Annotated in this window: 19 protein-coding genes; all 19 read left to right on the top strand. The window is 43.3% G+C overall.

Translation table 11 applies throughout. The features are described from left to right. Positions 1 to 15: 15 nt before the first annotated feature. The 19 genes from D6856_RS01650 to D6856_RS01560 all read left to right on the top strand — a co-directional run bounded on the left by D6856_RS01650 (position 16) and on the right by D6856_RS01560 (position 18,301). Positions 16 to 1,437, top strand: coding sequence for a transglutaminase domain-containing protein (locus D6856_RS01650; RefSeq protein WP_120685465.1), 1,422 nt, complete (start codon positions 16 to 18; stop codon positions 1,435 to 1,437). A 68-nt stretch (positions 1,438 to 1,505) separates the two neighbouring features. Further along, positions 1,506 to 1,859: an Asp23/Gls24 family envelope stress response protein gene (locus tag D6856_RS01645; RefSeq protein WP_092248419.1), complete on the top strand. Its 354-nt coding sequence runs from the start codon at positions 1,506 to 1,508 to the stop codon at positions 1,857 to 1,859. A gap of 41 nt (positions 1,860 to 1,900) precedes the next feature. Further along, the gene (gene nusB, locus D6856_RS01640) at positions 1,901 to 2,302 is read left to right on the top strand and encodes a transcription antitermination factor NusB (RefSeq protein WP_092248472.1); all 402 of its coding nucleotides are present in this window, start codon (positions 1,901 to 1,903) and stop codon (positions 2,300 to 2,302) included. After that, positions 2,292 to 3,506, top strand: a complete 1,215-nt coding sequence (gene xseA, locus D6856_RS01635) for an exodeoxyribonuclease VII large subunit (protein WP_120685464.1) — start codon at positions 2,292 to 2,294, stop codon at positions 3,504 to 3,506. Before nusB ends, xseA begins: the two co-directional genes overlap by 11 nt. Before the next feature lie 3 nt (positions 3,507 to 3,509). Next, entirely contained in the window at positions 3,510 to 3,743 is a 234-nt protein-coding gene (xseB, locus tag D6856_RS01630; RefSeq protein WP_092248425.1) for an exodeoxyribonuclease VII small subunit, read from the top strand. Positions 3,744 to 3,745: 2 nt separating this feature from the next. Continuing rightward, entirely contained in the window at positions 3,746 to 4,690 is a 945-nt protein-coding gene (locus D6856_RS01625; RefSeq protein WP_120685463.1) for a polyprenyl synthetase family protein, read from the top strand. A gap of 1 nt (position 4,691) precedes the next feature. Further along, complete coding sequence (gene dxs / locus D6856_RS01620; RefSeq protein WP_092248431.1) at positions 4,692 to 6,542, top strand: 1-deoxy-D-xylulose-5-phosphate synthase; 1,851 nt, start codon at positions 4,692 to 4,694, stop codon at positions 6,540 to 6,542. A gap of 3 nt (positions 6,543 to 6,545) precedes the next feature. Further along, on the top strand, positions 6,546 to 7,445 hold the full coding sequence (locus tag D6856_RS01615) for a TlyA family RNA methyltransferase (protein WP_120685462.1): 900 nt from the start codon (positions 6,546 to 6,548) through the stop codon (positions 7,443 to 7,445). A gap of 17 nt (positions 7,446 to 7,462) precedes the next feature. Then, positions 7,463 to 8,308, top strand: coding sequence for an NAD(+)/NADH kinase (locus D6856_RS01610; RefSeq protein WP_120685461.1), 846 nt, complete (start codon positions 7,463 to 7,465; stop codon positions 8,306 to 8,308). Positions 8,309 to 8,343: 35 nt separating this feature from the next. Next, positions 8,344 to 8,796: an arginine repressor gene (locus tag D6856_RS01605; RefSeq protein WP_120685955.1), complete on the top strand. Its 453-nt coding sequence runs from the start codon at positions 8,344 to 8,346 to the stop codon at positions 8,794 to 8,796. Positions 8,797 to 8,806: 10 nt separating this feature from the next. Beyond that, positions 8,807 to 10,486: a DNA repair protein RecN gene (gene recN, locus D6856_RS01600; protein ID WP_120685460.1), complete on the top strand. Its 1,680-nt coding sequence runs from the start codon at positions 8,807 to 8,809 to the stop codon at positions 10,484 to 10,486. After that, entirely contained in the window at positions 10,483 to 11,139 is a 657-nt protein-coding gene (locus D6856_RS01595; protein ID WP_120685459.1) for a DUF1836 domain-containing protein, read from the top strand. The genes recN and D6856_RS01595 overlap by 4 nt, the downstream gene beginning before the upstream one ends. 19 nt (positions 11,140 to 11,158) lie before the next feature. Beyond that, the gene (locus D6856_RS01590) at positions 11,159 to 13,585 is read left to right on the top strand and encodes an ATP-dependent helicase (protein ID WP_120685458.1); all 2,427 of its coding nucleotides are present in this window, start codon (positions 11,159 to 11,161) and stop codon (positions 13,583 to 13,585) included. A gap of 121 nt (positions 13,586 to 13,706) precedes the next feature. Further along, a complete protein-coding gene (locus D6856_RS01585) occupies positions 13,707 to 13,973 on the top strand; it encodes a DUF4366 domain-containing protein (RefSeq protein ID WP_092248451.1) in 267 nt (88 codons plus the stop codon). 9 nt (positions 13,974 to 13,982) lie between these two features. Then, positions 13,983 to 15,395 carry a 23S rRNA (uracil(1939)-C(5))-methyltransferase RlmD gene (gene rlmD / locus D6856_RS01580; protein ID WP_120685457.1) on the top strand — a complete coding sequence of 471 codons (1,413 nt, stop codon included), beginning with the start codon at positions 13,983 to 13,985 and terminating at the stop codon, positions 15,393 to 15,395. Positions 15,396 to 15,963: 568 nt separating this feature from the next. Then, positions 15,964 to 16,767: a hypothetical protein gene (locus tag D6856_RS01575; RefSeq protein ID WP_120685456.1), complete on the top strand. Its 804-nt coding sequence runs from the start codon at positions 15,964 to 15,966 to the stop codon at positions 16,765 to 16,767. A gap of 21 nt (positions 16,768 to 16,788) precedes the next feature. Then, positions 16,789 to 17,187: a hypothetical protein gene (locus D6856_RS01570; RefSeq protein WP_330541884.1), complete on the top strand. Its 399-nt coding sequence runs from the start codon at positions 16,789 to 16,791 to the stop codon at positions 17,185 to 17,187. 52 nt (positions 17,188 to 17,239) lie between these two features. Beyond that, on the top strand, positions 17,240 to 17,617 hold the full coding sequence (locus D6856_RS01565) for a GNAT family N-acetyltransferase (protein ID WP_158588792.1): 378 nt from the start codon (positions 17,240 to 17,242) through the stop codon (positions 17,615 to 17,617). Positions 17,618 to 17,728: 111 nt separating this feature from the next. Next, a complete protein-coding gene (locus D6856_RS01560) occupies positions 17,729 to 18,301 on the top strand; it encodes a hypothetical protein (RefSeq protein WP_120685454.1) in 573 nt (190 codons plus the stop codon). The last annotated feature ends 395 nt before the right edge of the window (positions 18,302 to 18,696 follow it).

Raw genomic sequence — 18,696 nt, 5'->3', positions numbered from 1 at the left:
ATAAGGTAAAGGGTTATGATCAAAGGAAAGAGAAAAATCGCGCTTATAATGACGCTTACATTGATAGCGCTGTCAGGTTGTTCTTCAAAGGGGCTTGATAATTATCTGGAGACGCTTGGGTTAAAAGATTCTGAGTACAACGATACTTCAACCGAGGCTTCTGTCGGAGTTTCAGGTGTGGATTCCTATGTAACTTCAAGTGATAGCACGGAAGAAGCATCTTATCATGTAGTGGAAAAAGACGATGTTGTTGCTCCCACGGAGGGGGCGTCCGAACATGTCGAGAAGTACACCGAATCAGGCATAGAGACTTTATATAAAAAGCTTACCGGCGCCGAAGAAAAGGAAATGAAGGAAGCCAGGCTTGCCATCGGATTAACTGACGAGAACATCGCCAAGATGAAAAAAGAGCAGGACGGCAAGTATTATTACGACAGGCTTACAGAAGCCGGTAAGACCATTTATGTTGAAGTGCTTACGATCCTCAACAATGAGGCGGAAAACATAGCTCTTTCATCTGTTATTAACGATGATGCCATTGAACTTGTTTTTTCATACGTAATGAACGATCATCCGGAGATTTTCTGGGTAAACGGATATAAGTTCACCAAGCATTCAATTGCGAATGAGGTCAAAAAAGTGACCTTCCAGGGAGATTATATCTATGAAAAGGCAGAGGTTGAGAGCCGTAAGAGCAAGATCAACGAATATGTAAATGAATGTCTTGCCAATGCCCCCTCATCGGATGATGATTACTATGCGATCAAGTATGTTTATGATTACATAATAGAGCATACCGAGTATGTATCGGGAGCTCCGGATAATCAGAATATCTGCTCGGTATTTATCACAGGAAAAAGTGTATGTAACGGTTATGCCAAGGCAACACAGTATCTTCTTGAAAAGCTTGGCATAGAATGCATTTTTGCTGAAGGTACGGTACGTACCATGAATAATGAGCGCGGCAAGCATGCCTGGAACCTGGTAAAATCCAATGATAAATATTACTATGTAGATACCACATGGGGTGATTCATCCTATCAGGTGGGTTCGGGATCCAGCCTTGTTAATGACAGCAAGATGCTTGAGATCAATTATGACTATCTTTGCGTAACCACCAAAGATATCATGCAGACTCATACACTTTCCGATATCATACGCATGCCTGAATGTAACAGTCTCGAAGATAATTACTATGTCAGAGAAGATGAGTATTTCAAGACGGATGATATCTCGCTTGTGAAAGATCTTTTTGACAGAAGATACAAGGACGGAAGTGACAATGTCACCATCAAGTGTGCGGATAGGCAGGTATTTGATTCGCTTAAAAAGCAGCTTATAGATGACAGTAAAGTGTTTGATTATATGGACAGCGAGAAAAATACGGTGTCATACACGGTATTTGAGGATTCCGGGACCATTATCTTTTGGCTGTGATCATGTATTATCAAGCTTAGAATTATGATATACTTGAATAAGATTTTATACATACAGAGGTGAATAATATGGGAAAAGAAATTGCAGAGGTTGGATCGGTTAAGATTGCGGACGACGTAGTGGCAAGAATAGCAGCTCTTGCAGCTCTCGAAGTCGACGGAGTATCTGCAATGGCCGGTAATTATACAAGCGATGTTCTTGAAAAGGTAAGTCGCAAGAATCTTGCAAAGGGCGCAAAGGTACTTGTCGGACAGGCTGAGGTCAAGGTTGATCTGGCACTTATGATGGCTTACGGCTATAACATTCCCGCAACCTGCCAGCAGGCTCAGACAAGAGTTAAGACAGCCGTTGAGAACATGACAGGCCTTGAGGTTACTGATGTTAACATCAGGATCGCAGGCATTACAATGCCTAAGGCATAAATAGCAGCTAAGGCGAAAGAAACAGAAGTAGGGAAAATATGATGAACAGAAGCTTATTGAGAGAGCAGGTTTTCAAGCTGCTCTTTCGTGTTGAATTCAATTCAAAAGAAGAGATGCCGGAGCAGGAGGAGCTTTTTACCTCAGCGGTAGATAATGATTTTTCAACCGCGGATGCTGACTACATCAGAGATAAATATGAGAAGATAGCCGAGAAACTTGATGATATCGACAAGGCTATCAATGACAAGACCAAGGGTTGGGATACTGCACGTATGGCCAAGGTTGATCTTACGATCATCAGACTTGCCGTATATGAGATACAGTATGACGAGACGGTTCCGACAGGAGTTGCCATCAACGAGGCTGTTGAACTTGCCAAGAAATTCGGACAAGATGGTTCACCTGCCTTTGTAAACGGAGTGTTAGCTAAATTTGCGGAGTGAGTATACAGTCACACAGGTTAATTCCTATATTAAGAATATGTTTACTCAGGACTTTCTCCTTAAATCGATAACGATAAAGGGAGAAGTAAGTAATTGTAAGTACCACTCTTCCGGACACATTTATTTTACGTTAAAGGATCGGGGTGGTGCTATTTCTTGCGTCATGTTTAGGGGCGACCGCGATAAGGGCGGCCTTAGATTTGATATGAAGGAAGGCCAGCAGGTCAAGGCATCGGGCACCGTCGATGTATACGAAAGAGACGGCAAATATCAGCTTTATGCAAGAAAGATAGAGCTTGACGGTGAGGGAGCTCTTTTTGAAAAGTTTGAAGAGTTAAAGAAAAAGCTGGCGGAATCCGGAATGTTTGACGGTGGTTATAAGCAGCCGATTCCACGATATATAAAGACTCTTGGCATAGTTACCGCTCCCACGGGCGCGGCCGTGCGGGATATAATCAATGTTTCGACCCGCAGAAATCCACATATTCAGATAATTCTTTATCCTGCCATAGTTCAGGGTGACCGGGCTGCCGAGAGTATTGTCAAAGGAATACAGACTTTGTCCGGTACTGACGTAGACGTTATCATAGTCGGACGTGGCGGAGGTTCTATAGAAGATTTATGGGCTTTCAATGAAGAAATAGTGGCGCAGGCCATTTTTGACTGCCCTGTTCCGATCATTTCAGCAGTTGGACATGAAACCGATATAACGATCGCGGATTATGTAGCGGACAGAAGAGCACCTACGCCTTCTGCGGCTGCGGAGCTTGCGGTATATGAATACGACAGATTTATTCAGGATCTTGAAGATTATTCTTATACCCTGCATAAATGCATCGACAGAAAGCTACATGCGGCTAAGCTCCTTTGTGACGGATATGCCAAGTCGCTGAGACTTTTAAGCCCTATGGGCAAGATAAAGGACAGGCTCCTTAGAATGGATCAGTACGAGGATGCTCTTTCCAATCTTATGAAGAACAAGCTACAGGCTACAAGACACAGATTTATGATAGATACCGAGAGGCTTAAAGGTCTTTCACCTTTGGACAGACTCCTTGGAGGATATTCTTACGTTGCCGACAAAAAGGGCAAGAACATCCGCAGCATAAAAGGTATCAAGAAAGGCGACGAACTGTCTGTATATGTAAGCGACGGTATTATCAGTACCATAGTTGACGATACGTCCAAAGAAAAATGGGAGTAAGATATGGCGACCAAGAAGGAAAAAGAAGAAAAGCAGAAGCTCTCAGTTGAAGAAGCTTTTGCCAAGATAGAAGAAAAAATAGAGGCTCTTGAGAGCGATGATATTTCCTTAGAAGATTCTTTTAAAGAGTATCAGGAGGGAATGAAGCTTTTAAAGAGCTGTCATGATATGATAGAACAAGTGGAACAAAAAGTTCAGAAGATTGCCGAGGACGGCAGTCTGGAGGATTTTGAATAATTATGGGCGATACAGGTTTTGAGGCAGAACTTAAACAGAGAGTGGAATATATAGAGGGTGTTCTTAAGTCCGGGCTTCCCAAGGAGGAAGGCTATGCAAAGACCGTTATCGAGGCTATGAATTACAGCCTTATGGCGGGCGGCAAGAGACTTAGACCCATGATGATGCTGGAAACATATAGGCTTTTTGCGGGTGATTCCGCTGATGACGCGGTTATTCATCCGTTTATGACGGCTATGGAGATGATCCATACGTATTCACTGGTTCACGACGATCTTCCGGCTATGGACAACGATGAGTACAGAAGAGGAAGAAAGACGACACACGCTGTATACGGCGCGGGAATGGCGACGCTTGCGGGTGACGGACTTCTTAATCTTGCATATGAGACCGCGATTTCAGGTGCGGCGCTTGGGGCAAAGCTTTCCGAATATGATGGTGAGACTAAGAACAGATATCTTGCGGCGCTTAAGGTTCTTTCAACCAAGGCCGGAATCTACGGAATGGTAGGCGGACAGTGCGCGGATATCATGGCTGAGAACACCGATATCACGGACAAGGACGAGCTCTCTACGCTCCTTCGCTATATTGATGACAACAAGACGGGAGCTCTAATCGAGAGCAGTCTTATGATAGGCGCGATTCTCGGAGGTGCGAGTGCATCTCAGGTTAAGGCCATTGAGAAGGCAGGAAACAACGTCGGAGTTGCATTCCAGATTCAGGATGATATTCTTGATATCGTAGGAAACCTCGAAGAGCTGGGCAAGCCGATCGGTTCAGATGAGAAGAATCAGAAGACGACATATGTCAGTCTCTATGGCATGGAAGCTGCTAAAGATAAGGTAAAAGAGCTTTCGGATGAAGCTTCGGATATATTAAAAGAGCTTGGATTTAAAGATTCGTTTTTGGATAAGCTTTTCCAATACTTGATATACAGAAGGAAATGACATGTTACTAGATCAGATAAAAGATACGGGTGATATAAAGAAGATACCCCAGTCAAAATATCATATTCTTGCGCAGGAGATAAGAGAATTCCTCATAGATAAGATATCTGTGACAGGAGGTCATCTTGCGTCCAATCTGGGTGCCGTTGAGCTTACAATGGCTCTTCACCTTGCACTTAACCTTCCCAAGGATAAGATCATATGGGACGTTGGACACCAGGCATATACACATAAGATCCTTACCGGAAGAAAAGATAAATTCGATACACTTCGTCAGTTTGGCGGCCTTTCGGGCTTCCCAAAAAGATGCGAGTCAGACACTGACTGTTTTGACACGGGACACAGCTCCAATTCTATCTCAGCGGGACTTGGTATGGTAAAGGCCAGAGATCTTGCCGGAGACGACTATGCCGTTGTATCCGTTATAGGTGACGGTTCTCTTACGGGCGGTCTTGCTTACGAAGCGCTCAACAACGCTTCCAAGCTTGATACCAATTTCATCATTATCTTAAATGATAATGAGATGTCCATCTCGGAGAGTGTCGGAGGTATGAGAAAGTACCTCAACAACGTTCGTACCGCGCAGGGATACCTTACTCTCAAAGAGGATGTTTTTGCTCAGGTCGGAAATAACCACAAGGTTGTTGAGAGCATCAGAAGAGCCAAGAACTCTTTTAAACAGCTCTTTATCCCCGGAATGGTATTTGAGAACCTCGGTATCACATATCTGGGACCTGTTGACGGTCATGATACGGTGAGCCTTGAAAAGACTATCAAAGAGGCCAGAAAAGTCAAAAAGGCCGTTATGATACATGTAATGACCAAGAAGGGTAAGGGCTATGAGCCTGCGGAAAGACATCCCGCAAGATTCCACGGAACGGAACCTTTTATCGTAGAGAACGGACTTCCCAGGAACCCGAGAACAACTTCCAATTATCAGGATATCTTCAGTACCGTTATGTGCAAGCTCGGAGCAAGAGATGACAAGGTCGTTGCGATCACGGCTGCGATGGCTGACGGAACGGGACTTAAGAGATTCAGAAATATTTATCCCGATAGATTTATTGATGCGGGAATAGCGGAGGAACACGCTGTTTCTTTTGCCGCGGGAATGGCTGCAGGCGGATACAGACCTGTGTTTGCCGTTTATTCATCATTCCTTCAAAGGGCGTATGACCAGATCCTTGAGGATGTTTGTCTTCAGAATCTCCCTGTCGTATTTGCGATCGACAGAGCAGGTCTTGTAGGAAGCGACGGCGAGACGCATCAGGGAATATTTGATGTATCGTTTTTATCATCAATGCCAAACATGCATATAATGGCGCCTAAGAATAAATGGGAGCTTTCGGATATGCTTAAATATGCGGTCAACTTTGACGGACCTACTGCCGTGAGATATCCAAGGGGCAATGCGTACGACGGCCTTAAGGAATTCCGCGCGCCTATCGAGATGGGCAAATGCGAGCCTATCTATGAGGAGAAAGATATCTGTCTTCTTGCCGTCGGATGTATGGTCAAGATCGGTGAAGAGGTCAGAGAGATACTTAAGAATAACGGACTTAACTGCTCGCTTATAAATGCGAGATTTGTAAAGCCGATAGACACCGATTATATTCACACTGCTTCAGCATCGCACAGACTTCTTGTAACAATGGAAGAGAATGTCTTGAGCGGCGGCTACGGAGAGAAGGTTCGCGACTACGTTGACGAAAACAGGCTTGATGTCGGAGTTCTTAATATTGCGATCCCCGATCAGTTTGTAACTCACGGAAGCGTAGACAGACTCCGCAAGGAGCTCAGAATAGATGCACAGTCCATTGCTGAGAGAATAATGCAGGAGATACACAGATAATTTATGGCAAAGGCTAAAGAAAGGCTTGATGTCTTACTTGTAAACAGAGGATTGGCTCCTTCAAGAGAAAAGGCCAAGACTCTCATAATGGCGGGAGATGTTTTTGTAAACGGACAGAGAGAAGATAAGCCCGGAACAACTTTTGAAGAAGCCAAGATAACATCTTTGGAAGTAAGGGGCGATACGCTTCCTTATGTGAGCAGAGGCGGACTTAAGCTTGAAAAAGCTGTAAACAATTTCGGCATTTCTCTCGAAGGAAAAGTGTGCATGGATATCGGAGCTTCCACAGGAGGCTTTACCGACTGCATGCTGCAGAACAAGGCTTCAAAGGTCTATTCCGTCGATGTGGGACACGGACAGCTTGATTGGAAGCTTAGAAGCGATGACAGAGTTGTCTGCTTGGAAAAGACCAATTTCAGATATATGGTAAGAGATGATATTGATGACGATCTGGATTTTGCATCCTGCGATGTTTCTTTTATCTCACTTACCAAGATACTTCTCCCCGCAAGGAGACTTCTTAAGGACAACGCACAGATGGTATGTCTTATTAAGCCTCAGTTTGAAGCGGGCAAGGATAAGGTTGGGAAAAAAGGTGTAGTCAGAGATCCCAAGGTTCATGAAGAGGTTGTGCACAGGATAATTGATTTTGTTCACATCGCGGGCTTTGAAGTTCTTCATCTTGATTTTTCTCCGATAAAGGGACCTGAGGGAAATATCGAGTACCTCGTACATATCGAGAAGAATCCCGAGTACAACGAGAAGGTTTCGCAGCTGTCGGAAGCCGATGGCGAAAAGATATTAAGGGAAACGGTAGAAGCCGAAAACGGTTATTCACATGAGCCCGATATGGAGAAGCTTATTAAAGAAACTGTAGACAAGGCACACGGCAATTTGGATTAAGCTATTGTGGGGGAGCCATGGAAAAGTTTTGTATAGTCACAAATAAAACTAAGGATAAAAACCTTGAGATTACAGGTTATATCATTAAATATCTTGAAGGTCACGGCAAAACCTGTACTATTGCGCAGACTACGGGAAAGCCGTCGGAAGGTACGATAGGAAGAGATTTTATGAGCTCAATTCCTGAGGATTCCGATTGTTGCATAGTTCTCGGAGGCGACGGTACGATGCTTGAAGCCGCTAGGAGTCTTGCTTTTCTTGATATTCCCATAATCGGTGTTAACTTAGGAACAATGGGATATCTTGCCGAGGTTGAAAAGAGCGGTATCGATGAAGCACTTGTAAAGCTTCTGTCGGGAGAGTACGAGACAGAAGACAGAATGATGCTTCACGGCAGCATAAACGGTAAGAAGGATTATGCGCTGAACGATATCGTAATAACCAGAGCATCTACTATTCAGGCTATTAACTATAATATTTATATTAACGATCTTCTTTTGTGTGAGTATCACGCAGACGGAATCATTATTTCAACTCCGACGGGATCTACCGGCTATAACATGTCTGCCGGCGGTCCGATTGTTGAGCCGTCAGCGAATATGATCCTGCTCACACCCATATGTCCGCATACGCTCAATTCAAGAAGCATGGTGCTTCCTGCAGATGCGAAAGTATCCATCGAGCTGACGGACAGCTTTAAGAATAGGAACAGCAAGGTGGTCGCTGCGTATGACGGCGGCGGTATCATCGACATGAAAGTCGGTGACAGGATAGATATCAGGAAATCCAAGAAGACTACCAAGATATTAAAACTCAACAGAGTGAGCTTTTTGGAAGTTCTAAGTAAGAAATTCAGTATGTGACGACAGCTCTTTTGGCGGAAAGGATAATCCGAAAAATGAAGAATAAAAGACATGATAAGATCATCGAGATCATCGCATCACACGTTGTAGAGACTCAGGATCAGCTTGCCATGTATTTAAGACAGGCGGGCTTTGACGTTACTCAGGCGACCATTTCAAGAGATATAAGAAAGATGAAGCTTACCAAGCAGGTTACCGAGGACGGAAGACAGAAGTACGTTTATACAACAGCCGATTCGAGTGCTATGCAGGAGAAGTATGTAAGCGTCCTCAAGGCAGGCTTTGTCAGCATGGATGTTGCGCAGAATATTCTTGTTATCAAGACCGTGTCCGGTATGGCGATGGCTCTCGCGACAGCGATCGATGCGCTCAAGTTCAAAGAGATCGTTGGATGTATCGCAGGCGATGACACCATTATGATCGCGATAAAGACCAATGAAGATGCTCAGAAGGTCATGGATACTTTACATGACATGATGCAAGAATAAGTGGGGAAATATGCTATATAGTTTACACGTTAAAAATCTGGCTCTAATAAAAGAGCAGGAGATAGAGTTTTCGAAGGGGCTTAATATACTTACAGGTGAGACCGGTGCAGGTAAATCAGTGGTTTTGGGCTCTGTTAATCTTGCGCTCGGAGCCAAGGCGGATGCTTCTCTTATAAGGACCGGAGAAGAGTCTGCGCTTGTAGAGCTGGTATTCGGGATCGAAAGCGATGTTCAGAGAAACGTATTAAAAGAGATGGACATCCCTGTGGAAGATGATGAGACGATCGTCATTCAGAGAAAGATAATGCAGGGAAGAAGCATTTCCAAGGTTTGCGGAGAGACGGTTACGGCAAGGCAGCTCAAAGAGATTGCAAATGCCTTTATCAATATTCACGGACAGAACGACAATCAGGAGCTTCTTAAGAAAAAGAAGCATCTCGAGATTCTCGACGATTACTGTGCGGACAAGACACAGGCTCTTTTTACCGAGTTAAAAGAAAAGTATGCGGATATGAAAAAGCTCGAGGAAGAGCTTGAAAATACGGATATAGACGAGGCTTCAAGGCTTAGGGAACAGGAGCTTTTGGAGTATGAGATAAAAGAGATCACGGACGCGGAGGTCGTTCTCGGAGAGGATGACGAGCTTGAGGGAAGCTATCGCAAGATGGTGAACTCTCAGAAGATTTCGGGTGCCGCCAACATGGCTTTGGCAATGACGGGTTCCGGAGAGTCCGAGGACAGCGCGGCTGATCTTGTGAGCAGGGCTGTTAGAGAGCTTTCGTCAGTTTCTTCGTATGACGATGAGCTTGAGGACGTCGTGTCACAGATTTCCGATGTTGAGAATCTTTTGACTGATTTTAATCGCAGTCTTTCTGCGTATATATCGGGACTTGAGTTTGACGATGAGAAGTTTAGGACCTGCGAGGACAGGCTTAATATACTGAATCACCTTAAGGATAAGTACGGCGGAAGCTTGGAAGCAGTTCTTAAATACCTTGATGAGAAGACGGAAAAGCTTGATGCGCTAAACGACCTTGATGCGCACAGAGCTGCTCTTAAGAAGAATCTGGAAGAGAGAAAAGAGCAGGTTACAGAGCTTTGCAAGAAGATTTCGGATATAAGAAAAGAGTCGGCAAAAGAGCTTGAGAAGAAGCTAATTGCTGCGCTTATAGATCTTAATTTCCTTGATGTTAAGTTTGAGATTCAGATAGATTATGATGAGAATATGATATCGAGCAGGGGCTGTGATGATGTGAGATTCATGATATCAACGAACCCCGGCGAGAGTCTTAGGGCACTTGATGATATCGCAAGCGGCGGTGAGCTTTCAAGAATTATGCTCGCGCTTAAGACTGTTGTTGCAGACAAGGACGATATCAGCACGCTTATCTTTGATGAGATTGATGCGGGTATCAGCGGCAAGACGGCGTGGATGGTCGCAGGTAAGCTCGGCGAGCTGTCTTGTGATCACCAGATCATTTGCATTACGCATCTTGCGCAGATCGCGGCGATGGCCGATTCTCATTACATGATCGAGAAAGGTCTTTCTGACGGAAGAACCGTTACAAGTATTTATAAGCTTGACGGTGAGCAGTCGGAGAGAGAAATAGCTAGACTCCTTGGCGGCGAAGAGATCACCGAGGCTTCACTTACAAACGCACGAGAACTTATAGAAAAGGCAAAGAGATGACAATTGACAATGACGATCTTATAAACAGCATAATGGCGTCACTTGGAAGGATAGATGCGATAAAGCTCGAGGACATTCCGAACATCGATCTTTATATGGATCAGCTTACGACGTTCATGGATGAGAGGCTCAAGAAGGCAACTCGTCATCCGGGCGAAGACAAGATCCTTACGAAGACGATGATCAACAACTATGCCAAGAACGATCTTTTACCTCCTCCCGTAAGGAAGAAGTATTCCAAGGATCACCTTATACTCCTCATCTTTATCTTTTACCTTAAAAATATCCTGTCGATAAATGACATTCAGACTCTGCTTGAGCCTTTAAAGAACAGGTTCCATCACAGCGACGACGAGCTTAACTTAAGTAAGATCTATGAGCTTGCGTATGAGCTTCAAAAAGAGGAGCTTGAGCCTTGTATCGACGATCTTAAGAAGAAGTACGAGAAGTCGCTTACGACATTTGAGGATGACAATCTTTCGGATGAAGAGAAAAAGAAGATGCAGATGTTTTCTTTTATCACTCTTTTATCCTACGACGTTTATGTCAAAAAGCTCCTCATAGAGAAGATCCTCGACAATATCACGGGCGCCGGGGATAATGCGGCTAAGGACAAGAAAAAAGAAAAGCCCGCGAAAGATAAGAAGAAATAACGAAGGAAATACAATATAAATGGGAATATACGATACACTTAATTCGCAGCAAAAAAAGGCGGTACTGCAGACGGAAGGACCGGTTCTGATACTTGCGGGAGCAGGCTCGGGAAAGACTAGGGTTCTTACGCACAGGATTGCTTATCTTATTGATGAGTGCGGAGTTAATCCATGGAACATCATGGCCATCACGTTCACCAATAAGGCGGCCGGCGAGATGAGGGAGAGAGTAGACAAGATAGTGGGCTTTGGCGCCGAGAGTATCTGGGTTTCGACTTTCCACTCAAGCTGCGTAAAGATTCTTAGAAGATACGCAGACAGGCTCGGATACGGCACCAATTTTACAATTTACGATACCGACGACTCCAAGAGTCTTATGAAAGATATATGCAAAAAATATCAGCTGGAGACCACACAGCTTAAGCTTCGCAGCATTATGGGAAGCATCTCGAGATGTAAGGATAATCTGGTAACTCCCGAAGAGTATGCATTAAATACGCAGAATGATTTTATCAAACTCAAGATTTCCAAGGCATATACTGAATATCAGCTAGCGCTTAAAAAGAACAACGCGATGGATTTTGACGATCTTATCTTTAAGACCGTTGAGCTTTTTAAGTCCAATCCCGATGTGCTTGATAACTATCAGGAGCGCTTTAGATATATCATGGTCGATGAGTATCAGGATACCAACAATGCGCAGTTCGAGCTTATAAGACTTCTTGCCGATAAGTACAGAAACCTTTGCGTTGTAGGTGACGACGACCAGAGTATCTACAGATTCAGAGGCGCCAATATCAGGAATATTCTAGATTTTGAAAAGGTGTACCAAGAGGCGACCGTCATCAAGCTTGAGCAGAACTATCGCTCGACGCAGCAGATTCTTGATGCGGCCAACGCCGTTATAAGAAATAACTACGGAAGAAAAGACAAAGCTCTTTGGACGGATGAAAAAGACGGCGAGATCGTGCGCCTTAAGCAGTTTGACACTGCCTATGACGAGGCTACTTTTATTGCCGATGACATCGGAAAGCTTATGAGAAACGGTAAGCTTCGTTACAGCGAGACGGCTGTTTTGTACAGAACCAATGCGCAGTCACGTCTTTTGGAAGAGAAGTTTGTCCTTAACGGAATCCCTTACGATATCGTAGGCGGAACCAATTTCTATTCAAGAAAAGAGATAAAAGATCTTTTGGCTTATCTTAAGACTATCGACAACGGTCTTGATGATGTTGCGGTTAAAAGAATCATCAACGTGCCAAGACGCGGTATCGGAGCTACTACAATTGAGCATGTTCAGAGCTATGCCGATGAGAGACAGATAAGCTTTTACGATGCGATGTGCGAGGCAGATCAGATCGTTGCGGTTAACAGAAGCGCGTCCAAGCTCACTGATTTCGTTACGATGATCAGGGCGTTCAGGACTAAGATGAAGAGCTATTCTCTTGAAGAGCTCCTCAAGGATGTCCTTGATGTTACGGGATATATGGAGTATCTTAGATCACTTGATGACGATACCGATGAAGAGAGTAACGACAGAGCCGCTAACGTGGATGAACTTATTTCCAAGATCGCTGCTTATGAGGAAAACGAAGAGATCGAGCAGCCCACTCTTTCAGGCTTCCTTGAAGAGGTTGCGCTTGTATCGGATATAGACAGGATCGGAGAGGACAATGAAAAGGTTCTTCTCATGACCATACACAGTGCCAAGGGACTTGAGTTTGAGCATGTTTACATTGCAGGAATGGAGGAGGGAGTTTTCCCTTCATATATGACACTCGGTAACGAGGATTCGGACCCCGAGGGTGTTGAAGAGGAGAGACGACTTGCTTACGTTGCGATAACAAGAGCGAAGAAGAATCTTACCCTCACTGCCGCAAGGCGTCGTATGGTGCGCGGGGAGACTCAGTATAACAGGCTCAGCAGGTTCATAACGGAGATTCCGAGGAATCTTTTGGATGAGTCCAATGTTTCGACTTCACCGTCATTCCTTTTTGACGACGGCGAGACCATTGATGAGTACGAGAGCGTTGAGGATACGTTTGGATATTCAGGAATCAAGCCTTCTTATGCTAAGAGCATCAAGAAAGGGACAAGTTCAGGTTCAAGCTACAACAGATCTGAGTTATCGAATACCTACAAACTCAAGGCTACTCCCAAGCCCGTGAAGAAGATTCCAAGGGCGGTTCCTTCCGAAAAGCCTTATATTGCGGGCGTTGCCAAGACACATGCAAGAGGAAGCCTTGCGGGACTATCCAAGGGCATGCCTCAGGTGGCTCAAAAGCCCGATTATGTAGTAGGAGACAAGGTTAGCCACGTTAAATACGGCATCGGAACAGTAACGGACCTTCAGGAAGGACCAAGAGACTACAAGGTTACCGTAATGTTCGATGAAGTCGGACAGAAGGTCATGTATGCAGCTTTTGCCAAATTGCAGAAGGTGTGAATACAAATTCTTTTTATAAGTTTCAGAAAAAATTAAGAGTAAGTTCTTTTGCTTGAAATACAAGTGGTTACTTATGTGCTATACTGTAAATATCAATTGTGGAGTAAGAAAGGGGTTATCTATGGAAGTAAAGAACAAGATTGACGACTTAATACAGATGACTAGATTAAATGAACTTCTTGATAAGAGAGATGCAGAAAATGCCAAGAAGCCTTCCAACATAATCCTCTGGGTTTTGGCGATTCTTGGTTGCATTTCAGCGGTTGCAATAATCGCTTACCTCGTATATCAATACATGACACCGGCATACGAGGATGATTTTTATGACGATGATTTCGACGACTTCGAGGACGACTTTGAAGACGAAGATTTCATTAGAGAAAGTTAAGTTGACAGCGTGAAGAAGAAAGAAATAATAACAGGAACAGTAAAAAGGGTGGAATTCCCTAATAAAGGAATAATGGAAACTTCTGAAGGGAAGGTCGTCGTTAAAGGCGTTCTTCCCGATCAGAAGATATCAGTCCAGATTCAGAAGGTGCGCAAGGACAAAGCCGAAGGAAGACTTGTTGAAGTCCTTGAGGAAGCACCTGATTCTATCGAAAGCCCCTGCATTCATTTTGGTAAATGCGGAGGCTGTAGTTATCTTACAATGCCTTATGTAAAGGAACTCGGTCTCAAAGAGCAGCAGGTCAGAAGTCTTCTTAAGCCTGCGATCGACAGACAGGCTACTAAATTTACATGGGAAGGTATCAAGACAAGCCCCGTTAAATTTGCATACAGAAATAAGATGGAGTTTACCTTTGGCGATGAAGTCATGGGAGGACCCCTTGCTCTTGGTATGCACAAAAAGGGCAGCTTTTATGACATTGTGACAGTTAGCGGATGCAGGATCGTCGATACCGATTATCAGGCTATCCTTTCAGCCACGCTCGATTATTTTGCTCCTCTGTATGAGGAAAAAGAGATCTCTTTTTACCACAGGATGAAGCAGCAAGGATACCTGCGCCATCTTCTCGTACGTAGAGCTGTAAAGACAGGCGAGATACTTGTTGATCTCGTTACGACAACTCAGGAAGAGCACGACCTTACTGGGTTCAAGAATGCGTTGTTGTCATTGTCGCTTAACGGTAGGATTGTGGGCATTCTTCATACCAAGAATGATTCTCTTGCCGACGCCGTAATTGACGAAGGCACGGAGATTCTCTTCGGACAGGACTATTTCTTTGAATACTTGCTCGGACTTCGGTTCAAGATCAATCCGTTCTCGTTCTTCCAGACCAATAGCCTTAGCGCAGAGGTTCTGTATCAGACCGTCCGCGGCTATATAAGGAGCCTTTTTGATCAAAAGAAGATTAGAGAAGACGGCGTGATCTACGACCTGTATTCCGGAACCGGCACAATCGCGCAGCTCCTTGCGCCTGTCGCCAACAAGATCATCGGAGTCGAGATTGTCGAAGAAGCCGTTGAAGCCGCCAAGGACAACGCCAAGCTTAACGGCCTCGATAACTGCGAGTTCATCGCCGGCGACGTCCTTAAGGTGCTTGATGAAATCGAAGAAAAGCCCGACATGATCATCTTGGATCCGCCCAGGGACGGCATAAATCCCAAGGCTCTTACCAAGATCATCGGCTACGGCGTTCCATACATGATCTACGTCTCCTGCAAGCCCACCAGCCTTGCTCGCGACCTCGAGATCCTTCAGGAAAACGGCTACGCCATGACCAGAGCCGTTGCCGTAGATCAGTTCCCCTGGACAAGTCATGTTGAAACCGTGGTTCTCTTGACAAAGACAAGCGTCAGCGCAGGCTGAGTCTAGAGAACACGAGTTGTTCCGGCTCGCACGAAGTGCGAGAGCGGAACTTCCTTGTAAAAAACAACGGTCCATGCGAACCGCTGAGACGCTCACTATCATATTTGCAATCTGTTTCTTATGCAGACTGCTACTATTCTACAATTCATAAATTAGGCAGTGGAATATCCATTCTGGTCACTGCTGAGATTCCAACAAAAACGTAATTAAACAAGTTTTACTGCTACTATCGCCATTCATAGCATAGTGGCAGTTGAATTTACAAAGTGAATACTGCCACTATTTTTGATTTGCAAAAAGTAGCAGTCGCAATTTTGTGGGGGATTCTGCTACTATCATCGTTTTGCTTAAAGTAGCAGTTCATTATAGGAAAACTGTACTGCCACCTTTTCGGAATTCTAGATAGTAGCAGTAAGACGTGTGGAAAACAAACTGCCACTATTACAAATAACAAGATAGTGGCAGAAGACTAATTACAAAACGAACTGCCACTATCGCAATATTTCTGATAGTAGCAGATCAAATAAAAATAATCATATAAAAAACAAATAGGAGAATTAAAAAAGAAATGATAGGTTTACAGAAATACTTAACTGAAGAAGCGGAAAGACTTAGAAAGATAAAGCAAGTAGTAGATAAAAGGCTTATAAACACTCCGGAAGGAAATCTTAGGATTACTACATCCGGAAAGCACGCACAGTACATGCATTGCATGAAAGATAATGGTATCTATAAGAAGCAAGGCAAATACTTAAAGAAAGAGGATATATCTCTTGTTAAAGCACTTGCTCAAAAAACCTATGATCAGAAAATAAAAAGACTTGTTGAGAAGAGATTAAAACAAATCCAAACAATTATTACGGATTATAGCGATAATGAGATAGAGAACATCTATATCAAGATGATTTCCACAAGACAAAATTTGGTGAATCCTGTAGAAAAAACATGGGATCAAGTGGTTTCCGATTGGAAATCAATTCCGTATTTGGAAAAAGAGTTTAGAGAAGGAACACCTGAAATTTATACCAAGAAAGGTGAAAGAGTCAGGTCCAAATCAGAGAAACTAATTGCTGATACATTCTACGACATGGGCATCGAGTATAAGTACGAATGTCCGCTCAAACTCAAGGGATACGGAACAGTCTATCCCGATTTCACAATACTAAGTAAAAAGACAGGAAAAGAAATCTACTGGGAGCACGACGGTAGGATGGATGATCCGCAATATTCGGAACAAGCAGTAAAGAAGATTAATTCCTATATTTCTAATGGAATATTTCCCGGATACAGATTGATACTTACTTTTGAGACTACAAAGGTGGTTCTTAATGATAGGATCATCAAAATAATGATTGATAATTATTTGATGTAAAGATTACAATGATAAAATATTATGAGAAAAAATTTTAAGAAGACTATTATTGAGGCCGTAATGCGAAAAGAACACAGAGATCCCGATTATTCAGATATAATAGGTAAACTCGTCAATTGTAAGATGGATCGCCCGCTCGGAAGTACGCATCCTAGATTTCCCCAAATGGTGTACCCTGTTAACTATGGGTATGTTGAAGGGATATTTGCTGGAGACGGAGCAGAGCAGGATATTTATCTGTTGGGTATTAATGAGCCCGTTGAAGAGTATTTCGGGCGTGTTGTTGCGGTATATCACAGGCTAAATGATAATGAAGATAAATGGATCGTTGTTCCTGATGGATATGAGATTACGGAAAAAGAAATCTTGGATCAAATATCATTTCAGGAGCGATTCTTTGAGGGGGAACTCTATATGTAAAGGACCACTCCCCCGTCCCCAGGACCATTTATGGGAAATAGGAGGAAAGTACATGGAAGTATTATTGAATGAAATTGAACTTAAGGATAATGTACTGTCTGCAGAAGACTTCATAAAAATGCGTATTATCAATGGCTTCGCAGAGGTTCCGATTGAACATGCAGCGAAGGCCCTAAAAAATGGTCAGATAAATGTTTCGGTAATTTATCGGGGAGAACTGATCGGTATGGGCAGAATGGTCGGGGATGGAGCCATGTATTGGTATCTCCAGGAAATAATGGTTTTGCCTGAATATCAGAAGATGGGAATAGGAACTCTGATTGTGAATCATCTTATTGATTATGCAAAAAGGAATTCTCTAACCGGTACCTTTACTACTATCGGTGGTGTTTCTGCCAAGGGAAAAGAAGGCGAACCTATAAAGATATGAAATAATAAAAAAGTAAAATCTACCTGCAACATTTTTCTCCGATTGAATGTGTACTAGATGTAATGAGTTATACATATTCAATTTTCGTAAGAATAAAAGGAGAGATTAACAATGAAAAAAGTATTCAAAATGGTAGTATCCACAGCTATGTGCGCAATCTTATTATGCGCTTGCGGCTATTCAGCGAGCACACAGAGCTCGCCTACAGGCAAGATAAGCACAAAGATTGAAAACAATAAGGTCACATTGAACCATACAGAATATGAATTTCCGGAAGGGTATAAATTTGAAGATCTTGCACTTTCAAATCCCGTTGGAATATCACGTGTAAAGGTGACTGATTCCGATGGACAGATAGTTGGTATATGTTCTGACGGAATGTACACTGAGAACATTACCAAGGAGAACATGATCGATGCTGCAAATACAGTATTTATGGAGGTTCATAACATAGATACTCCTTTGAATCTTTCTGAAGATATGTTTGTTGATGGCAAGAACGTAGAAGTATTGGTTATTAGCCTGGATGACGGAACTGCAGTTTTTGTCGGACAGCTTGGCACTCCCAATTTTGCATATATTACCATGGGGAATGCTGACTCCGAATCAGTAATGCAGGGTTATGTAGAGCAGGCAATACTTAAGCTCGGCGGCCAGGAAGATTACGACACTATTTGCGGTTAAAACTAAAAGAGCAGAGAAAAATATAATATGCGAAGAGGGCAGTGATTATTTCATCAAGTATGTTGAAGTTCACAACTCTTCGCATTCGTTTGATGATCCTGCAGTACGTTATTGGTATCGGAGTGTACCATCAGTTGAGAAAAAAATATTGATCCAATTTTTAAAAGGGCGGCATCGGAAGTGGATTTTTGTGTCGTCTTTTTAGTTGACATCAGATTTCCGTAAGTGTATATTGAGTACATTATTTAGCGAGGAAATGATAATGAACAATTTATTATTTAACAGCTTAAGACGCAGACAGAGAAGACATAAGTTCTTGTGATCAATGCAGATGTATCGCATGGTTGCAAGAACGTATGTCTTGTTGCCATGCGGTTGCTGTTAATAAGTAATAT

Origin of the sequence: Butyrivibrio sp. XB500-5 (assembly GCF_003625505.1) — a bacterium.
In the GTDB taxonomy this organism is placed as follows: domain Bacteria; phylum Bacillota; class Clostridia; order Lachnospirales; family Lachnospiraceae; genus Butyrivibrio.
The sequence above is the reverse complement of the archived record's forward strand: the minus strand, read 5'-3'. Positions and strand labels throughout refer to the sequence as shown.